General features: G+C 33.5%; 21 protein-coding genes. 12 read left to right on the forward strand and 9 right to left on the reverse strand.

From position 1 onward, the window contains the following. Positions 1–56 precede the first annotated feature (56 nt). The 8 genes from LNQ81_RS07110 (at position 57) to LNQ81_RS07145 (ending at position 6395) form a co-directional block, all read left to right on the forward strand. Positions 57–1274, forward strand: a complete 1218-nt coding sequence (locus LNQ81_RS07110) for an outer membrane beta-barrel protein (RefSeq protein ID WP_229945451.1) — start codon at positions 57–59, stop codon at positions 1272–1274. A 347-nt stretch (positions 1275–1621) separates the two neighbouring features. Next, positions 1622–2047, forward strand: coding sequence for a hypothetical protein (locus LNQ81_RS07115; RefSeq protein ID WP_229945452.1), 426 nt, complete (start codon positions 1622–1624; stop codon positions 2045–2047). Then, a complete protein-coding gene (locus LNQ81_RS07120; RefSeq protein ID WP_229945453.1) occupies positions 2044–2412 on the forward strand; it encodes a BlaI/MecI/CopY family transcriptional regulator in 369 nt (122 codons plus the stop codon). The genes LNQ81_RS07115 and LNQ81_RS07120 overlap by 4 nt, the downstream gene beginning before the upstream one ends. Before the next feature lie 2 nt (positions 2413–2414). Further along, on the forward strand, positions 2415–3617 hold the full coding sequence (locus LNQ81_RS07125) for a M56 family metallopeptidase (RefSeq protein ID WP_229945454.1): 1203 nt from the start codon (positions 2415–2417) through the stop codon (positions 3615–3617). Next, a complete protein-coding gene (locus LNQ81_RS07130) occupies positions 3614–4414 on the forward strand; it encodes a hypothetical protein (protein ID WP_229945455.1) in 801 nt (266 codons plus the stop codon). Before LNQ81_RS07125 ends, LNQ81_RS07130 begins: the two co-directional genes overlap by 4 nt. Positions 4415–4500: 86 nt before the next feature. After that, positions 4501–4983 carry a hypothetical protein gene (locus tag LNQ81_RS07135; RefSeq protein WP_229945456.1) on the forward strand — a complete coding sequence of 161 codons (483 nt, stop codon included), beginning with the start codon at positions 4501–4503 and terminating at the stop codon, positions 4981–4983. 76 nt (positions 4984–5059) lie between these two features. Next, positions 5060–5851, forward strand: a complete 792-nt coding sequence (locus LNQ81_RS07140; RefSeq protein WP_229945457.1) for an energy transducer TonB — start codon at positions 5060–5062, stop codon at positions 5849–5851. Between the two features lie 70 nt (positions 5852–5921). Further along, complete coding sequence (locus tag LNQ81_RS07145) at positions 5922–6395, forward strand: hypothetical protein (RefSeq protein WP_229945458.1); 474 nt, start codon at positions 5922–5924, stop codon at positions 6393–6395. 93 nt (positions 6396–6488) lie between these two features. Here LNQ81_RS07145 and LNQ81_RS07150 read toward each other — a convergent pair whose 3' ends face one another. The 6 genes from LNQ81_RS07150 to ruvC form a co-directional block, all read right to left on the reverse strand. After that, on the reverse strand, positions 6489–7019 hold the full coding sequence (locus LNQ81_RS07150) for a GNAT family N-acetyltransferase (RefSeq protein ID WP_229945460.1): 531 nt from the start codon (positions 7017–7019) through the stop codon (positions 6489–6491). Positions 7020–7034: 15 nt separating this feature from the next. After that, positions 7035–7403 (reverse strand): MmcQ/YjbR family DNA-binding protein, encoded by a 369-nt coding sequence (locus tag LNQ81_RS07155; protein WP_229945461.1) that lies wholly within the window; start codon positions 7401–7403, stop codon positions 7035–7037. A gap of 1 nt (position 7404) precedes the next feature. Next, positions 7405–7776, reverse strand: coding sequence for an MmcQ/YjbR family DNA-binding protein (locus tag LNQ81_RS07160; protein ID WP_229945463.1), 372 nt, complete (start codon positions 7774–7776; stop codon positions 7405–7407). A 2-nt stretch (positions 7777–7778) separates the two neighbouring features. Next, positions 7779–8549 carry a cyclase family protein gene (locus LNQ81_RS07165; RefSeq protein ID WP_229945466.1) on the reverse strand — a complete coding sequence of 257 codons (771 nt, stop codon included), beginning with the start codon at positions 8547–8549 and terminating at the stop codon, positions 7779–7781. Between the two features lie 61 nt (positions 8550–8610). Further along, positions 8611–9738 (reverse strand): radical SAM family heme chaperone HemW, encoded by a 1128-nt coding sequence (gene hemW / locus LNQ81_RS07170; RefSeq protein ID WP_229949258.1) that lies wholly within the window; start codon positions 9736–9738, stop codon positions 8611–8613. Beyond that, on the reverse strand, positions 9738–10295 hold the full coding sequence (gene ruvC, locus LNQ81_RS07175; RefSeq protein WP_229945468.1) for a crossover junction endodeoxyribonuclease RuvC: 558 nt from the start codon (positions 10293–10295) through the stop codon (positions 9738–9740). Before ruvC ends, hemW begins: the two co-directional genes overlap by 1 nt. A 61-nt stretch (positions 10296–10356) precedes the next feature. Here ruvC and LNQ81_RS07180 point away from each other — a divergent pair, with 61 nt between their 5' ends. Further along, positions 10357–11310 carry a hypothetical protein gene (locus LNQ81_RS07180; protein ID WP_229945470.1) on the forward strand — a complete coding sequence of 318 codons (954 nt, stop codon included), beginning with the start codon at positions 10357–10359 and terminating at the stop codon, positions 11308–11310. A gap of 195 nt (positions 11311–11505) precedes the next feature. Here LNQ81_RS07180 and LNQ81_RS07185 read toward each other — a convergent pair whose 3' ends face one another. Beyond that, a complete protein-coding gene (locus LNQ81_RS07185) occupies positions 11506–11985 on the reverse strand; it encodes a hypothetical protein (protein ID WP_229945472.1) in 480 nt (159 codons plus the stop codon). A gap of 47 nt (positions 11986–12032) precedes the next feature. Between LNQ81_RS07185 and LNQ81_RS07190 the strand changes: the two genes are divergently transcribed. Continuing rightward, on the forward strand, positions 12033–12533 hold the full coding sequence (locus LNQ81_RS07190) for a DUF456 domain-containing protein (protein WP_229945473.1): 501 nt from the start codon (positions 12033–12035) through the stop codon (positions 12531–12533). Between the two features lie 181 nt (positions 12534–12714). Here the strand turns inward: LNQ81_RS07190 and LNQ81_RS07195 are convergent, their stop codons facing one another. Beyond that, positions 12715–13587 (reverse strand): DMT family transporter, encoded by an 873-nt coding sequence (locus tag LNQ81_RS07195; RefSeq protein ID WP_229949262.1) that lies wholly within the window; start codon positions 13585–13587, stop codon positions 12715–12717. Between the two features lie 522 nt (positions 13588–14109). On the opposite strand from LNQ81_RS07195, the gene LNQ81_RS07200 reads away from it, so the two are divergent. Beyond that, complete coding sequence (locus LNQ81_RS07200) at positions 14110–15528, forward strand: Ig-like domain-containing protein (protein WP_229945475.1); 1419 nt, start codon at positions 14110–14112, stop codon at positions 15526–15528. A gap of 354 nt (positions 15529–15882) precedes the next feature. Then, entirely contained in the window at positions 15883–16296 is a 414-nt protein-coding gene (locus LNQ81_RS07205; protein WP_229945476.1) for an energy transducer TonB, read from the forward strand. Positions 16297–16388: 92 nt separating this feature from the next. On the opposite strand, the gene LNQ81_RS07210 is transcribed toward LNQ81_RS07205, so the two are convergent. Next, complete coding sequence (locus LNQ81_RS07210; RefSeq protein WP_229945479.1) at positions 16389–17957, reverse strand: hypothetical protein; 1569 nt, start codon at positions 17955–17957, stop codon at positions 16389–16391. Positions 17958–18395 lie beyond the last annotated feature (438 nt).

An 18395-nucleotide genomic window follows, 5' to 3' on the forward strand; every position in this document is an offset into this window, starting at 1 on the left:
TTTTATGTTAAAATTAACTATATTAAGTTTATGTTGTTTTTAATATATAGATGTTTATGCGTATATTTTTGTGTTTTTTAGTTTTTTGTATTTGTTCTTTGTCTTTTTCTCAGAATAAGTTTGATGTAGGATATTATATAGATAATAATGGTAACAAAGTAGGTGGGTTAATTCGAGATATGGACTGGAAGAATAATCCTGTCCGCTTCGCTTTTAAAAATAGTGAGGAAGGAGAAGTCCGTGATGTAGTATTAGCTGATGCTAAGGAATTCTATATAAGTGGAAAAGCAAAATACTTAAGAGGAAAAGTTAAAGTAGATATGTCTAGTGAATACTTACAGAATATGAGTACTGACTCATTGCCTGAATATAAAGAAGAGACAGTTTTCTTAAAAGTATTGGTAGAAGGTAAGGCTACTTTATTTAGATACAGTAGTGCAATAGGACATCGTTTCTTTTATCTGAAGGATAACAGTATTGAACCATTAGTTTTTAAAAAGTATATGAAGACTAATACTAAAAGAGGGAAGAATGATGGTAATACGGCAAAGAATGAAATGTATAAAAGACAGATTTGGACAGAGTTTAATTGTGATATACAATCAAGAAATAAGATTAAAAGCTTAGAATATAACGAGAAGGATCTTGTTAAGTATTTTAAAAATTATAATGAGTGTGAAGGTGAAACTACAGTGGAAGTCTATTCTAAAGGTTCCTATAAGAGTGTTGCACTGGCATTAAAAGGACAGCTATCATCTGCTAATTTTAAATTTGATAATAGTGAGATATCAAATGCAAATTATGACTTAGGTTCAGCTGTAGGATATGGATTAGGTTTAGAAATAGAATATACATTTCCTTTTAATAATAAGAAGTGGGGAATGTTTATAGAACCTACTTATAAACACTATAGTTTTAGTAAATCTCAAACTGTTGTAAATGAAACTCTAGTACAAGAATTGAAATATAATATGCTAGAACTTCCTATTGGAGCAAGGTATTATATGTTTATCAGCGATAAGTCTAAATTGTTTATTAATGTAGGTGTTCAATTTAGCTTTGATATGAGTTCCACCTTAAAACTTAGTCAGACTAAAGAATTAGATGTCAAGTCAGGGAATAATGCTTTCTTTGGAGTTGGATATAAGTATAATCGATTTAGTTTTGAGTATCGTATAAATACAAAACGTTCGTTAACGAAGAACTATAGTTACTGGGATTCTTCATTTAATAGTATGTCGTTTACTATTGGTTATTCATTTGCCAAGTTTTAAATAAACAGGAATGCCTCATCAACAGATGAGGCATTCCTGTTTTTATATAGTGACTTGTTTATGGTAATACATAATATCGAAAGAGGTAGTGTTAATATAGAGCAGTGTTATATTAATAGGCATTCCTTAGTAGGATAGTTGTACTGATCATCGGTATATGATTCCACTGTATTCAAATTATCAATAACTTCTATAAAGGCTATTAGTTGTTTTATGTTTGTTGTTGTGGTTATATGAATGGTTTTCGGGATAAATAAAAGTTAGTTTTTATTAGGATTAAATGACTGTTTATTTGGTTGTTATATTTATTGTTCTATATTTGTAGAACAACATCTACAATTGTCTATATGAGATACACTAAATTAATCGCGTTTATAATATTGCTACTCTTTACAAGTTCATGTAAAGTGAATCAGAAAATAGATGGAGAGAAAGTAGGAAGATGGGTTTATAAAAACACTGTAGAAGGCATAGAGGAAGTACATCGTGGTAGGTATAGGAAAGATGGTTTTCAGAAGGGAACTTGGAGATATAAGAAAAACGGCAAACTGTATAAAAAGGAGGTGTTTAGGGATTCTTTAGCAGAAGTAACATATTATTATCCCAATAGAAAGATAGAATCACTGGGACAGATTGTTTTTACAAAAAGAGAAAAAGGATTACATTATTACTATACGGGAGTTTGGTTTGTTTATAATCGCAAAGGTGATTTAATAGAAGTCAAGCATTATAAAGAAGGAGTATTAGAACATTATACATTAGTTAGAAAATGATAAAATTACCGCAGACAGAAGAACAAATAATGGAGTATATATGGGAGTTAGAAAAGGCTTTTGCTAAAGATATTATGGAAAAATACTCTGAACCTAAACCAGCTCAAACTACTTTAGCAACGCTGTTAAAGAGACTTGTGGATAAGGAGTTTATAAACTATCAAGTATATGGTAATTCTAGAGAGTATTATCCATTAGTACAGAAAGAGGATTATTTTGAGAAACATATTAATAATATGGTTGAGAATTTCTTTGATAATTCTGCTTTGCGATTTGCTTCTTTTTTCACTAGAAAAAGTAAGATGACTAAACACGAGTTAGAAGAATTAAAAAAGATAGTAGATGAACAGTTAAAGACTAGATAGCCATGTTATTATACTTAACCAAAATCACACTCATTCTCATTGCTTCAATTGGGATATATAAGCTGTTTCTAGAGAATAGTAAAGCACATTACTTTAAGAGATATTATCTACTAGGAACATTGATTATCGGACTTTTTTTACCTTTTGTTACTATTTCTACAGATGTGGAAATTGTATCATGGAATCAAACTTTAGAAGAGTTAAATGAAGTTATTATTAAATCTCATAAAGATGAAGTGATTGATAATTCTACTATAGATTGGTCTTATGGAATAGTAGTGGTATATCTGATAGGTATATTGTTTTCATTATCTAAGTTAGCTGTTGAGACTATCAAAATTAAAAGATTAAAGAGAAATGGAACAATTATAGATTTCAATGATGTGACTATACTTTTGTCTAGCCAAATCACCAATGCTTTCTCTTTTGGAAATACAGTATACTTTCCTACAACAGAGGAGTTGTCAGAAGAGAACAAAATATTACTACATGAGATAGTACACATACAGCAAAGACATAGTTTAGATATTATATTGATAGAAGTACTAAAATCTTTCTTTTGGTTTCACCCTATATTCTATTATTATAAGACTTGTATTTCTTTAAATCACGAGTTTTTAGCAGATGGCTTGAGCGTTTCTTCAGAAGAAGAGGTAGGGGCATATTTACAGTTATTATTAACTCAGACGTATAAACAACATGAGTTACATGTAACAAGCTCTTTTAATTTCAATTTGACAAAGAAGCGTTTCATCATGATTACAAAAACGAATAGACCATGGAGAAATACAGTAGGTATTAGTATGTCTTGCATTCTTTTTTTACTAGTTAGTACACTTGCTATTCATGCTAAGACAACTAATCAGAAAGTGGCATCAGATACAGCTAGTAGACCTTTTCAGGTGACGGATACGCGAGCTCAATATCCAGGAGGAATGAATAAGTTCGTGAATGATTTTGTTTTGAAGTTTACAGATCCATATCCATATTCAGAAGAGGACGAAGCTAAAATAGTAGTGCAGTTTACCGTTGAGATAGATGGGTCATTAGAGAATATAAAGGTTTTAAGAGACCCACTTGGAGTAGGAGAAGAGATAGTTAAGACCTTAAAGAGTATGCCCAAATGGTTTCCTGCACAACATAATGGAGAGGTAGTCAGTACGATATTTACTTTGCCAATAACTTTTAAAAGAACAGCACCATGAGATCAATAGCAACAATTTTTTCATCATCTAGACTTTATTTTACCTGTGTAGCTACTCTATTAGGAGGTATGCTAACAAGTATGGGACAAGAGGTATTAGAGGATTATAATAACTTTCTAGCACTTGAAAAAGTTGAGCTATCTTCAGGTAAAGTGCGTTTTTTAAAAACGGTAAAAGAAGTGGACTCTAATATTAAAGGAGCAGAGTATATTAATAAACATCGTTTGTTTTGGGACTATCTTGTAGTGAATTTTTCTGAGCCTTTAGAGGAGAATACATTTTCCCCGAATAAAGAGATTAGTTTATCACAGGATAGCTTTCTATCTATGATGGTATCGGATACTATTTTTAGTCCCCTAGTAGAAAGATATAGCTCACAAGTGGTAAAGAGGAATAGTACAAAGGATACTATCTCTATGGATGAAGTACTTAATATTGCAGTTAAGTTCTTTAGTATAGAGAAGATTACACCAAAGGGAGAGTACTCGGCGAGGATATGTGTAGGACTAAATAGTATTAAAAATACAGAGGATATACGCATGCCCTTTGTAGAAGCTTTTGCTTTCCATGCTATTATGAAGAATCTGAGAAATGAACAGTATGATGTATATAATTACTTTATAGATTCAATAAGGAGTATTTATAAGTTAAATCTAGGTGTTGATAAAGACGAAAGATTACTCCGTGCTCTGGGTGCCCTTTTTATACAGATGCTTCAGAGTGATAAACTGATGAAGCTATTAGAAGATGAATATGAGCAGAATAAAGATGTACTGCCTTTTGTACTCTCTTCGTAGTAAGAATAAATTCATATCGAACCTGTCTTTAAAAGACAGGTTTTTTTATACTACCACTTGAATAATTTGTATTTTTAAAACAAAAAATGAGAACTAATTATTTTAAATACCTCTTCACTATTTGTATAGCTATATTAGTTATTGACTCGTTTGCACAAGAAAGAGTAGTTATTCATGAGCATACAGCTAAGTCTGCCTTGATCTGTGCTAGGTCTAATACGGATACTATTGAATTTACTTATAATAAACAGTTTAGACCAGCTAAGGCACGTTTAAGCTCTAATCAATTATCTATTAACTTTTCTAAGCATTTTTATCAAGCTTTTCCTGATAAAAAGGTGAATAGTAATATTAGCCTTGTTTTTGAATTAACCATTGAGAAAGACGGATCTATTAATGGGATTAGTGTATTGCGCAGTAATTTCACATCTGGAGAGAACGATAAACTAAAAGAGATTCTTTATCATATAACAGTAGATATTTGGATTCCTGCTTCTTATAACGGAGAGAAGATTACATCACAATATACATTGCCGATTATACTATTGACAGAGGTTAATGATATTTAATGTCAATGTTTAGCAGTGCTTTTTTAAATGGATTATAAGTAATAATTTGTCCTACTTTAAAACACACACCCTACAAATGCTAAATATAATTAACAAAAAGCTATTAGTATCAGCTTTGATCTTCAATTCTTTTGTGTCGCTTTCAACAGAAACTTTTGCTAAAGTGAATAGAGAAGTAATCGAACTCCAGCAAGTAGCAAATAAAGTACCTGCTAAGTATCCTGGTCACTTTATGAATGATTTCGTAAAAGGTTTTTATAAACAGTTTAAAAACAATAGTACAACAGAGGTAGAACTTACTTTTACAATTAACTTTACCATTACTGAGTCAGGTATAATTGATAATATTACATTACCTGGTATCGATGATTCTACAATAGTGGAACAGAGTACAACACTTATTAAGTCTTTAAAAAAATGGAAACCGGCTACAGAAGATGGTAAAACAGTAGCAGCGAGGTATTCTGTGCCTTTTTATATCAATTTATCAGATGTTAAATCAGGAAATAGTAAGCCTGTATATTATGCGAAGAAAGAGGATAGTTTATATCAGATGGCAACTTATCCAGGTGGTATAGATGCGTTTTGGAACGAATATAATAAGAAAAGAGGCCCTAGTGGAGAAGCTAATTTTGTTGGAGATAGACTAAAATATACAATTACAGTGACTATCGAGAAAGACGGTACGCTGACTAGTCCTCAAGTAAAAGGAATTGACAATGATAGACATCAGCAGAGGGTATTAGCAGAATTTATGGAAATAATAGAAAAGATGACCAAATGGTTCCCAGCTATGTATGATAGTAAACCGATTCGTAGCAAGATGAGTTTTACATTTACAAATAATGTATCGATATTAGAAGTATAACGAAATCAAAAAAGAGAGCTATAGGCTCTCTTTTTTTGTTTATCTTGAGCTTGCTAAAAAAGAAAATAGAATGATACATAGAATCGTAAGATTAATATTTGTTTTTCTCTTGTTTACATTAGGTACTCAGGACAACCTAGCACAGAGAAAAAATAAAAGGATGCAGAGTAAGGAGGTAACAGAAGTTATCACACCACTTCACGATACGGTAGCTATTTATCAAGGAGATTTTAAAATAGAATTTTTAAAAACCTTTTTTAAGGAGAGTGGTAAGATTGTGTATAATGGATCAGAACTGAGGTTTGTTCTTAGTCTTGTGTTAAGCGATACAGGGGACATAGATGAGGTGATTGTACTAGGTATTGATAATAGTAATGTAAAGGAGAGAATGAAGACTATTGCAAAAAGTTTAGGTACCTGGACTCCTCAAATAAAAGAAGGGCAATCTGTTAAGTCTCAAGTGACTATTCCATTCTCTATTAAGGGAAGTGATTTTATTATTAATTCAAATAAGTTATTAGAAGAAAGCAAGCAAGAAAAGTAAAGAATAGGCTTCTATAGTTAGTTGCTATATCAAGTTACTCTTTAGAAGTAACAACAAAAATAGAAAGTGCTTATCTTAACTCACTCTCTGCTTTTATAATTCTATTTCATATAGCACGTGTGTACAGTAAGGGTGATCTATAGGAACTAAGGGATGGTTAAAATCCTTTATATACTTCATTCCTATTTTTTGCATTACATTAGAAGAGCGAATGTTCGTAGTCGTAGTGAATGAGTATACTTTATTTAAACCTAAAGTCTCTTTCGCAAATACTAAGCAGGCTTTAGCAGCCTCAGTAGCATATCCTTTACCCCAATATTGTGGTAGTATACGCCATCCTATCTCTACTCCGGGAGCGAAGTCTACATCAAAAGTAATATCTAATAACCCAACAAACCCTATAAACTCGCCACTGCTCTTTTCTTCTACAGCGAAGAATGCGTATCCTTGTTTATCTATCTTGTTTTTAAAACTGTGAAAAGTAGTTGTAGATTCTTCAGCAGTTCTCTTACCTAAGAAGAACTCCATCACCTGATCATCTTGATTCATTGCTATCATAGCAGGCAAATCACTGTCTTTATATTGGCGTATTAATAATCTATCTGTTTCTATAAATACTTTCATCTTCTTTGTTTGTGTTTATTGTTGAGCGTTAATCTCCTCTTTTAGTTTTTTGGTTAGGCTATTAAATACCAATTCATACGAATGATCTATCAGTTCTTTTAATAGTCCCCATTGTACCGAACCTCCTAATATCACACTGTTCCAGTGTTTCTTACTCATATGGTATCCAGGTAATATCTCGTTATAGTCTGCACGTAACTCTTCCGCACGTTCGGGATTGCACTTAAGATTGATAAAACGATTCCCTTGTTCCCACTTTGTCAAGTTTAAAAGCAAGTATATCTTACCTCCTATCTTAAAGGTTAGTGTTTCTTCATCGAAAGGAAATTCCTCTGTTGTTCCTTTTTTGCTTAGACAGTAATCATATATCACATTTATATCCATATTACAAATTCTTTTTAGGTAAGTTTAAAAGCTCTTTTCTTGTGAACATATCATATATTAGGTCATACGAGAGGTCTATCCATTCTTTGATTTGCGTAGGAGTGAAACCTCCTCGCATATAGACAGTATTCCAGTGCTTTTTGTTCATTGTATAGCCATAAGTGATATCTTCATATTGTTCACGTAGTTCTATTGCTAAATCAGGAGGACATTTAAGAATTATATTTCTGTCTCCTTGTTCCCAATAGTGTAATGCAATCATAGCAAATATCTTTCCTCCTATTTGAAAAGTAAGTAAGTTCTTATCAAAGGGGAATCCACTATCTACATGTAGTAATGTAGAGCAATATTCGTATAACTCGTCTAGTTCCATAGCTAGATGATTTGGTATAATACAGGCTTACTAGGGCTAGCATCATTTACAAAAGAAGCCAACTGAATATTTAAGAAGTACATCCCGTCCTTTATCTCATTTGGCACGTAGATCATCTCTGTGATTGTAGCTTCTAATCGAGCATCCTCATTAAGATGGTGAGTGTCTTTTACATTCCAGAATGCCTTATGAGCTAGTAGTTGTCCCTCATCTTGTTCTCTATCTACACTAGGTAAATCTATAAGCAGATGATCTACACCCTGTTCTCTGAAGAATGTAGCTGCCTGAGCCTCTAGATAAGGTGGATTAGTATGAGAGTACTTGGTATGTGTCTTAGCTATTTCATTAGGAATAGTACGGATGATAACAGCTTTTTGATTATTAGCAGTCCATATTTTTTTCACCTGTTCTAGTGTGATTATATAATCTCCCTTCTCTTGAAGTTCTGGGCTGATTGTGATTAACTGAGCGAAGAAGAAGTAATTCTTCAGGCTATCATTTACACTATAGAAGTCATAGGTGATATGTCCTAAGCATTCTGTATGCGTACCATGTGCGTGAGGGTTAAACGCGATATTATTAAAGTTAGTTGAAGACTTTCCTTCACTGACTTTTCCTATCCAGTCATCCATCACTACAGGAGATATCTCAGGAGTATCGAGATACCACGCGATAGGATTAGCCTCTGTATTGACTAGAGGTATAGAGATATCTATTGCTTTATTTAAGTCGATTAGGTACTCCTTACCAGTATAGGTTATCGTAGCTCTCATTGTTTTATTTCAAAGCTAAATAAAATAATTGAAATTTATTGCTCCGAATTATAGCTATTGCTTAAGCGATATAAAACAAATCAGAGGCAATACCATCACTTAAGAACTTTCCTTTATCTGTAATCGTAAGTATATTATGCTCATTTCTCATCAATTCATCCCCTATAAATCCAGCAGATAATTTGACCAAGTAATCGTGATATACTGTCCCGAATTCCTGTTCTACACGCGATAGATCTACTCCCCAGATGGTGCGTAGCCCAGTCATAATATATTCATTATAGCGGTCTGTGACACTTAGCTTTTCTAACTCTAGAGGAAGTTTATCCTCAGAGATATCTTTGATATAAAGACTGTTATTAGCGATATTCCAACTGCGGTATACCCCATCAAAGCTATGTGCTGATGGACCTATACCTAGATATTTCTTCCCAAGCCAATATGCTGAGTTATTCTTAGAGAAGTAACCAGGTTTAGCGAAGTTAGATAGCTCATAATGAATATATCCATTAGCTTTCAAGGTTTTTATAAGTAGCATAAAGTGCTGATGTGCCACCTCTTCCTCAGGGCTAGGGATAACCCCTTTTTTAATCAACTTATTTAATGCAGTGCGTTCCTCTACAGTCAATGCATAGCACGATATATGTGAAATACCAAGATCTAAGATGCGCTGTACATTAGATAACCAGCGCTCATTGGTCATATTGGGAATACCGTATATCAAGTCAATCGAAATATTGTCAAACAGCGTAGTTGCTAACTCTAGACATTCGATAGCCTCAGTAGAGTTATGAGCTCTATTCATCATCTTCAAATCCTCTTCATAGAATGACTGAATACCAATGCTTAATCTATTTACTTTAGACTCGGCTAGTTTGTATATAGTTGATTTATCCAAATCATCAGGATTGGCTTCTAACGTTATCTCAGGGGAATCAATGACTTCAAACAAGTTGTATACCGTTTGGATCAAATCATTAATTTCACTGACTTCTAATATACTAGGTGTACCACCACCGAAGTAGATAGTTTCGATGATCTCACCTGCTAATTCGTCCTTGCGCAAGTATAGCTCTCGTTTAATACTGTCGAGCATATCTTCTTTCTTCTTTAAGGAAGTCGAGAAGTGAAAGTCACAGTAGTGACACGCCTGCTTGCAGAACGGAATATGTATATAGATACCTGCCATTATTTCTTTACTCTTTCTTGATTTTGTTTGACGAATGCATCCCATCCGCTGTAACTCTTGGTAGTCGTTATTCTACCACTATTAAAGTAGTGACATACCGCAGCAGCTAATCCGTCTGTACTATCTAGGTTTTTAGGAAGCTCTTTTAGTCCTGGGAGTAACTGTTGTAGCATCTTAGCCACTTGTTCTTTACTCGCATTACCACTACCAGTGATAGCCATCTTGATTTTCTTAGGTTCATATTCTGTCACAGGGATATCACGAGATAAGGCAGCCGCCATTGCTACCCCTTGAGCACGTCCTAGTTTTAGCATAGACTGAGGATTTTTACCCAAGAATGGCGCCTCTATAGCAATTTCATCAGGATGAAATGTTTCTATCAATTCTATTGTTCTATCAAATATCAACCTCAGACGAGTATAACGATCCTCATATTTAGCCAGTAGCAATTCATTAAGTTGAAGAAACTCCATCTTCTTATTTACTACTTTGATTACCCCAAATCCCATTACAGTAGTTCCTGGATCTATACCTAATATGATTTTTTCTATTGTCAAACTATTCTTATTTTTTTTGTAAAGCTTCTATCAGGTAAAAATATTCATTTACTTTGCACTGATGAAGATACTATCAGACAAAATTAAGCAATATCTCGTACTTCTAATTAAAATATTGGTTGTAAGTGCTGCTTTTTATTATATCTATAACCAGTTGTCTAATGATGAGACACTAGACTTTCATATCCTAAGTGAGGTAATCTCTAAACCAGAGAACTACCTAGCTATTTTTGCCCTGTTGTGTTTGACTTTTTCTAACCGTTTTGTCGAGATACTCAAATGGCAAAATCTATCTTCTCTTATCAAGCCAGTTTCAGTAGGGCAGGCGACTAAGCAAGTATTAAGCGCATTAACACTAGGGATATTTACGCCTAATGGAATTGGTGAGTACGCAGGTAAAGCGCTTTACTTTGATAAAAAAGATGCTCCTAGAGTAATCTTTCTGAATATGGTTTGTAATGGTGTCCAAGTCATCTATGCAATTGTATTTGGGCTAATCGGGTTATCTATTCTTAACCAATTCCACGAGATTATTCCTAACACTTATTTATATATCGTGTATGGCGTTATAGCAGTGGTGCTAACCCTGTTATTTACTGTCAGAAACTTCGCTATCAAGGGATATTCTATACAGACGATAATTAACTTGCTTAATGAAATACCAAAGAAGAAGCATCGTAAGAATCTTTTTTTAGCATTACTTCGCTATGCCTCTTTTACCCATCAGTATGTGATTTTATACTATTTATTGGGAGTAGAGATACCTTATTTTGAGTTGTTATGTGCTGTATCCGCCATTTATTTGATGGCATCCTCACTGCCTAACTTTCAGTTTTTAGAGTTCGCTGTCAAAGGGAGTATAGCTATGTTTATCTTCACTGCTTTAGGCGTTAATCAGTGGGCTGTAGCATTAGTAGCTACTTTAATATGGATACTAAATATCGTATTGCCCATCAGTATAGGAAGCTATTTTGTACTGACTTTTAAAGTAGATAAAGGGAAAAATAAAGGATAAACAAGGAACAGGGAACAAGAAACAAAAGTAGAGACACAATAGGTAACTACAGTCCACATCACCCTACGTCACGCAAAACACGTCCCTCAAAATATGTCATCCTGACGAAGGAAGGACCCCACTAGTACATCACATAATCCAAGTATATCATGCCTGAAAGGCAACAATTTTAAATTCTTAATTAAAGCGTAGCGTCTACTGTTTATTCAGCTGTACAGGAACTACAAATTGACTCTTTACAGGTACCCCTCTTTTAAGAGCAGGATGAACTACTGAAAAGTCTTTACTTTGTTTAATTAGAAATTCATCAATAGCCTTAGTCATCCCTTGTAAACTATCAGGTATCTCATAAAGCTGAAAGTTTACTTTTGCATCAGGCTGCACAGTCACTAATATTTTCAATGTTTCTAGGTTATCAAAGTTACCAGTTATAGTATCTTGATTTAATCTCAGTTGTAGGTTTTGAGTGACATACTCAAAGAAACAATCTTTCTTTAGCTTTTCATCTGCAATGGTGTCACACGAATCTACCGTAGGATACGTATCCACCTTAGACCAGTCTATCTTTTCTAACTCTTCTTGTAACAGAACCTCCTCGTCTAATCGTTGGCTAGCCTTAGATTGACAGCTTAAGATAAAGACAGATAGGAAGACAAACAAAAGCAATTTTTTCATAACTTAGATTATTGAATCTTGAATCATCAAAAATACGAAAAATAGAGATGGAATATATATTATTAATGCTCAGTATGTTTTTATTAATCGGAGGGCTAGTTGGTAGTGTTCTTCCTGCCTTGCCAGGACTCCCAGTTAGTTGGTTGGGAATTCTATGTCTATACTTGACTAAAGGCGTAGAGATGAATCATACTATTCTATGGGTGAGTTTTATAGTGATGATAGCTGTCTCTATTTTAGACTATGTCATTCCATCACAAGGAACGAAGAAGTTCGGTGGAAGTAAATACGGTGTATGGGGGACTAATATCGGATTAGTAGTTGGTATTTTTGCACCTATTCCATTTGGTTTCATAATTGGACCATTTGTAGGAGCATTAGTAGGAGAACTAATCTATAATAGTAGTGATCAGCGTAGAGCGCTTAAAGCTGCAACAGGTTCTCTAATAGGATTCTTAGCATCGACCTTTATGAAAGTAGTAGTCTCTATTATTTTCATAGGCTTAGGGATAAAGATTATTTGGAACAACGCCTCAGTGTGGCTCTAGGATAATTGTTAACTATTTATCCAAAAACAATGTCATGCTGACGAAGGAAGCATCCCATACTATAAGGACTCTCGAATGAGACCTTTCCTATCGTCAAGGTGATATACTGTATCATTCACGACATAACAGTAGAGGCAACTCATTGCGTCTACGACACAACATATAATATCTATTTATTTAATTATTTTTTACTTCCTAATAATGGTTTCTCTCTAAATGTAATAGCTATTCCTATTAAGATAATCATCCCGCCAATGATCATTTGCATCGTGATTTGTTCATCTAAGAATGCCCAAGCAAGTATAGCTGCTAGTAGAGCCTGACTAAGAAGACTTAGTGATACACGAGTTGCTCGCATATGCTGAGTAGAGTAGCTGATTAATAACCAAGCTAATAATTGACAGATAATACCTTGTATCACTAGCGTCACCCATCCCTCTGCAGGCCATCCTGTAAAAGGCGAACCCGCTATTAGATTCACTATGGCTAAGAACACAGAAGAGACTAGTAAGCTATACGTCATAAAAGGGATAACCCCTACTGTAGAAAGAACCTTTTTACTCATCAAGATATAACACGCATACAATATCCCTGACAATATCCCAAATGCAAAAGGTAGATCAAAAGAGAAATCCATAAATACCTCTACTCCAATAAGAACGACCATTCCTAGAATAGCGAATACCGTTCCAATCCAGAAGTTAGACGTAGGCTTAGTACTTAAGAATAGATAACTTCCTATACCCACCCATACTGGTGCTAGATTAGTTAGTAAAGTAGCTTGAGTAGCAGAAGAACCCTGGATTGCGTAGTTCCATACAGCGATATCAGATCCAAAGAATATTCCACATAGCACGATCAATCCCATTGTTTTAGTATCATATAACTTGATCTGTCTCGTAAAGATAGCATAAGGAACTACGAACACTGCAGCTATCGCCATTCTATAAAATGCTGATATCAAACTAGGTGTTAGATTTAACTTCACTATCACTGGGAAGATAGATATACAGATGATTCCTATAAATAAGGCTATACGAGGTTTGTTTCCCATCATTTTTACTATTGGTTTTTATATGAATCACAAAGTAACAATTTTTATAGGGAATTAATATTTAGTTTCGTGAGATAGATTAGTAGTTTATTTCTTCTTATTAGAATTTGCCGATCAGGTATTTTATTTAACTGCTTAATTTCATCCCTAAAAATTAAAATAAACACTTGTGCTTTTTTAGCGTTATCGTCTTTTATTTAAGATAATATAGATAATGAAAGTAATTCTTTTCCAAGAATAGTCTTTTTATTCTTTGTTTAATCTTCTTGAATGCGGTAGCTATTTTGCATAGAGATTTTAATATGATGGAATAATGGTGTTTCTATAAAGTGGTGATAGAATTTTATAAGATATTTTTCTTGGAACGAATTAGTAAATATTGGAGGGTATAGTACTTTTTTAAAGTGATGTTTTTGTTGGTGATAATATTGTTTGGATTAGCGATTAAATAATGAAAACTTTATTTTATAACCTTGATTTATTTATGTTAATTTACATTAAATATAAAACACCACTATTATTATGAAATTAAAGAGTATACTATTTGTAGCTTGTTCATTATTTCTGTTTAATTGCTCTTCTAGTGATGACAACGGAGGTACACCAGTTAAGCCGAGTAAAATAGAATTCAAGACAAAAGAAAAACAGCTTTTGGTTAACGAGAGTTTTAATCTTTTAGATGAACTCATATTAGAGAATATCGATACTAAGACTATTCAATGGACTGGATATAATGATAAAATTGTTACCCTATCAGGTACAACGATTAAAGCAACAGCTAAAGGAGAGACCACGCTTATTGCGTCTGTAAAGAACAGTGATAAGAAAGCTAGCCTAAAGTTGATAGTAGCGGATGTTAAGGTCGTTTTTAAACAAGAGAAAGTAGAGATTCATAGAGGAAATACTATTGACCTAAACGAATTATTAACCTTAGAGAATGTGGCGAAAGATGAGTTGACATGGTCAATGGATAATAATGACTTTGCTAAAATAAAAGATGGAGTAGTAACAGGTTTTGCTAAAGGGGAAGTGAACATTACTGCGGCTGCAACTAATAAACAAGTCAAAGCAACTATCAAGGTTGTTGTTAAACCAGCTGAGATAAGTGAGTTACAGATTGTAGGGCTTGGAGGAGTATTATTACTAAATAAAAAAGAACAACTAAAAGCAGCTGCATATCCTCAAGATGCTGAACTTGTTGGATTAATATGGAGTAGTTCTAATGAGAAGATTGTTAAGGTTAGTCAAACGGGATTAGCAGAGCCAGTAGCATTAGGAAGTGTTTTGATAAGTGTAAAATCTCCTAATGGAAAAGAGGCTACCGTTGAAGTAGAGGTTATAAAACCTGATATTACGCTTATTGCTATGTTACCGAAAGAATATGATGTTATATATGGTACTAATTTCGAATTAGAAGTAATAACTACTCCAGAGAGAATAGAACCTGGTATGTTAGTGTTTACTTCTAGTAATCCTTCTATCGCTACGGTAGACGAGAAAGGTGTAGTAACTACATTTGCTAATAAAAAAGGAAATGTGACTATCACAGCCTCTAGCAAAAAAGATCCAAATATAAATGCTGAATCTAAGCTGAACATTATGGCTCCTTTTGACAAAATAACAGTTTCTACTACAGTAAGTGGATTAAATTATGTAGATGGAGCAGCTAATGGTCATGCTACATTGGAGATTAAAGATAATAGTATTAATGCTGGTTTTGTTTATACTAATCCTAATTGGTTTCAGGTTACACGAGTACGTGTATTTAGTAAAGAAGGCAAAGTAATATTTGAGAATAACGAATTAGAAGATACTCGTTATGGAACTTCTAGAAAGTATGGCTTTAAACTAGATGGAGTGCGTGATCCTTATATAGAATATGACTTGAAGTTTAAAGATCATAAAGAAACTAAGAAAGCAACATTAGTACTGAAAAAATAAATGTATTAAAACATGTATGAGCGTGATATACTTAGTATATCACGCTTTTTTATGAATGTACTTGAGGTGTGGTTGTAGTGTTTTGCAAATTCGTTTCCTAGAGCTAATCTCTATTGATGTTGTAGGATGGGCTGTGACGCAGATTAGAACCTTTATTTGTCAGTATAGTGCCAGTGATTTACTCAGTTTAAAGTTCGTACTTAAAGTGTACGTGATAAGAGGTATGCTAAAGAATCAGATAGAACTTGAAGAATTCTTCTGGTATTTTTGTATATTGTATTGAAATTTAGGTTGTTAATATCGTGGATAAAAAAGCTAATATTTTATATAGTTAAGATTATTGATTAAGGTATAATGAGAAATAGGTTGTTATCGCTATTAGTAGCATTATCACTGACTAGTATAGTGCAGTTGTATGGGCAAGAACAGGAGAAAGAGAAAGCAGTTAATGTTTATAGCGAGGATGCTACTGCTGTACGTTCTCGTATCAGCATCGTTCAGCTCTCTCGTAACTTTATGAAGTTATTTAATGAAAAGTTTCCTAATCGAATAGTGCCTTATGAGCGAACAGTCATATTTTATTTTGTGATAGATGCTGATGGGACAGCTTCACATATAGAGGTCATTCGTAGTGACTTTAATGAGGAGTATACTATTCATTTTCTTCAGTTTATAGATAAGGTAACGATGAATGCTTGGATTCCTGCTTCTGTTAATGGTAAGCAAGTACAGAAGGATTATACACTCAAGGTGAGGGTAGGTGAGTGATGGTGTGTTGTTAGAGATAAAAAAAACGAGACTGTTAGATCTCGTTTTTAGTTATATGTCTTTATAAGTTTAGGTTTATAATTCGTAATTAATTATCTATGTCCTAGTATTCCTTTTAGATACGAATTTCCTTTATCGATAGCCTCTTGGAGTTTGATTTCCTCTTCTGTTAAGATAGCTTCTTCTTTGATGTAGACGCGTTCTATGTATTTTTGTAGGTAGATAAAGTAGTTAATTGCTTTAAGCATTCGTTGGCGAGTACATACTTCTAAGAAATACACATCTGCATCATAGCCACTTTCACGTTGGTAGTATAGTTGTACGAATGGTACACCTTTAGTATCAAGTTCTAGTTCATAATGAAAATACTCATATTGTATCTCATCATGTTCATCTTTACCTAGATAATTAAGAATCGTTATACGAGGGGTATGACCTAGTTCTTTGTTTTCTACTCTGAATTGCCACTGTTGACCACAGTAAAATATAGTAGAATCTTCGTCCTCATAGTATCTTTTTCCTAGTTTCTGTACTATCGGTTGTTGCATGATAGCATTAAAGTTTTTTGGAGTAAGAACTTCTCTTTTCCTATTTGCTATACCTATCATCTCACTGTAGTGCGTTAGCATAGTTTCCCATTCATACGCAAGTGATTCAGTTATACTTGTATTAACCATTGGTTTCCAAGAGTTATCTGTTTCTGTTGGGTAACAGTATTGCGTATTAATAATATAGTCTTTAGAGAAAGGAAGTAATGATTTCTTTTTATCTATATTAATAAGCATAGCATATAATTCTTCATATTGGAAATATAAAATAGTGCTGTATGGATCTCCGTTGACAAAGTAGATACGTTTAAACATCTTTCCTTCCCAATATTCAATACTTATCTCTTCTCCTTTAGGAAGAAGATGTTGATCAAAGGTGTTACCACTACTCATTTTGATAAGGTTATCTACTGTGAGTTCCTTATTAGGGAAAACGAAAGGATAAGCTCTATCTGCATAAGTAGAGTTAGGAGTTTCTAATAGAATAGATTGATTATTTGCTAATGCTCTTAGTATTGCAGGTGTGTGTAACCAGTCTTTCCAAGAGTATATAGTATCGTCAAGTTCTTCTCTAGTATATAGAAATTCAGGTTTAATCAAATGAAAGAGTACTATTGGCTCTGCTACATCTCGTTCTAAATCATGATTTAATAAAAAATCTACATCTATACGATCCCTCATACTAAAACGATAGTCGTCAACACCATAATCAGTATTAATAAACAAACGGCTGCGTATAGTCCCGTTTACAACTAAAGAACCATGGTTATAATCTCCCCAAAATAATTCAGAGACAGTCAAATCTCTTTTTACATAAATTTCTTGTCCTCCTACAACCATATTATTTGTTGTAAGATGACCGAGCACTACTAACCCAGTAGAGCCATCTATTTCCCCATTAAAAATTTGAGGCACTGTAAGATTGCCATTTATAAGAATAAAAGGTATAATGTCATTTGGATATTGCTCCGATGCGATAGTGTCTAGATCTAGAGGGGTGTCCCAATGTTGGTGTCCCTCATAGTACAGTATTGGTAAATCAGTAGTCTCATTTTTATACCAACAATCATTTGGTAATAAGTGCTTTATCTCTGCAAGAGGGATAAACTTCATAGGTGAGTAAATTAGTATTGTTTTATTGAGTAAATGTACGGATAATTAACATTTAATGCACAAGATTTTTATGAGTTATGGTTAATAAATATGTGTTTTGTAATGTTCGTTTTTAACATAAAGAGGTTCATTTTGTAAGAGATGAAATAGTAGGGCGTTAGGGAATCTAAATGTTGTAGGCTATAGCTGAGTACTAGATTTATTTTTGTTGACCGAAAGGTTTAATCCTAGAATCATCAGTAGCTAAATACTATAAAGAAATCTACTTCACAGTTCTTTTATTAACTCTATAGTTATACTAGGATGTATTTTTATCAAATACAGATCTATCTTGCATTAGAGCTAATCGCTTATCTGTCTACCAATAATACTGGGTTAAAGTATAGAATATATGTAAGAGGCTATTTATTAAAATTTGAAAACGTATAATTTCACGTT

The sequence above is a fragment of the Myroides oncorhynchi genome (assembly GCF_020905415.1).
Classification (GTDB): Bacteria; Bacteroidota; Bacteroidia; order Flavobacteriales; family Flavobacteriaceae; genus Flavobacterium; species Flavobacterium oncorhynchi_A.

Excerpts from the sequence above, each read along its gene's own strand:
- LNQ81_RS07110 (WP_229945451.1), top strand. The coding sequence starts at position 57 with ATGCGTATATTTTTGTGTTTTTTAGTTTTTTGTATTTGTTCTTTGTCT.
- LNQ81_RS07115 (WP_229945452.1), top strand. The coding sequence starts at position 1,622 with ATGAGATACACTAAATTAATCGCGTTTATAATATTGCTACTCTTTACA.
- LNQ81_RS07120 (WP_229945453.1), top strand. The coding sequence starts at position 2,044 with ATGATAAAATTACCGCAGACAGAAGAACAAATAATGGAGTATATATGG.
- LNQ81_RS07125 (WP_229945454.1), top strand. The coding sequence starts at position 2,415 with ATGTTATTATACTTAACCAAAATCACACTCATTCTCATTGCTTCAATT.
- LNQ81_RS07130 (WP_229945455.1), top strand. The coding sequence starts at position 3,614 with ATGAGATCAATAGCAACAATTTTTTCATCATCTAGACTTTATTTTACC.
- LNQ81_RS07135 (WP_229945456.1), top strand. The coding sequence starts at position 4,501 with ATGAGAACTAATTATTTTAAATACCTCTTCACTATTTGTATAGCTATA.
- LNQ81_RS07140 (WP_229945457.1), top strand. The coding sequence starts at position 5,060 with ATGCTAAATATAATTAACAAAAAGCTATTAGTATCAGCTTTGATCTTC.
- LNQ81_RS07145 (WP_229945458.1), top strand. The coding sequence starts at position 5,922 with ATGATACATAGAATCGTAAGATTAATATTTGTTTTTCTCTTGTTTACA.
- LNQ81_RS07150 (WP_229945460.1), bottom strand. The coding sequence starts at position 7,019 with ATGAAAGTATTTATAGAAACAGATAGATTATTAATACGCCAATATAAA.
- LNQ81_RS07155 (WP_229945461.1), bottom strand. The coding sequence starts at position 7,403 with ATGGATATAAATGTGATATATGATTACTGTCTAAGCAAAAAAGGAACA.
- LNQ81_RS07160 (WP_229945463.1), bottom strand. The coding sequence starts at position 7,776 with ATGGAACTAGACGAGTTATACGAATATTGCTCTACATTACTACATGTA.
- LNQ81_RS07165 (WP_229945466.1), bottom strand. The coding sequence starts at position 8,549 with ATGAGAGCTACGATAACCTATACTGGTAAGGAGTACCTAATCGACTTA.
- hemW (WP_229949258.1), bottom strand. The coding sequence starts at position 9,738 with ATGGCAGGTATCTATATACATATTCCGTTCTGCAAGCAGGCGTGTCAC.
- LNQ81_RS07180 (WP_229945470.1), top strand. The coding sequence starts at position 10,357 with ATGAAGATACTATCAGACAAAATTAAGCAATATCTCGTACTTCTAATT.
- LNQ81_RS07185 (WP_229945472.1), bottom strand. The coding sequence starts at position 11,985 with ATGAAAAAATTGCTTTTGTTTGTCTTCCTATCTGTCTTTATCTTAAGC.
- LNQ81_RS07190 (WP_229945473.1), top strand. The coding sequence starts at position 12,033 with ATGGAATATATATTATTAATGCTCAGTATGTTTTTATTAATCGGAGGG.
- LNQ81_RS07195 (WP_229949262.1), bottom strand. The coding sequence starts at position 13,587 with ATGGGAAACAAACCTCGTATAGCCTTATTTATAGGAATCATCTGTATA.
- LNQ81_RS07200 (WP_229945475.1), top strand. The coding sequence starts at position 14,110 with ATGAAATTAAAGAGTATACTATTTGTAGCTTGTTCATTATTTCTGTTT.
- LNQ81_RS07205 (WP_229945476.1), top strand. The coding sequence starts at position 15,883 with ATGAGAAATAGGTTGTTATCGCTATTAGTAGCATTATCACTGACTAGT.
- LNQ81_RS07210 (WP_229945479.1), bottom strand. The coding sequence starts at position 17,957 with ATGAAGTTTATCCCTCTTGCAGAGATAAAGCACTTATTACCAAATGAT.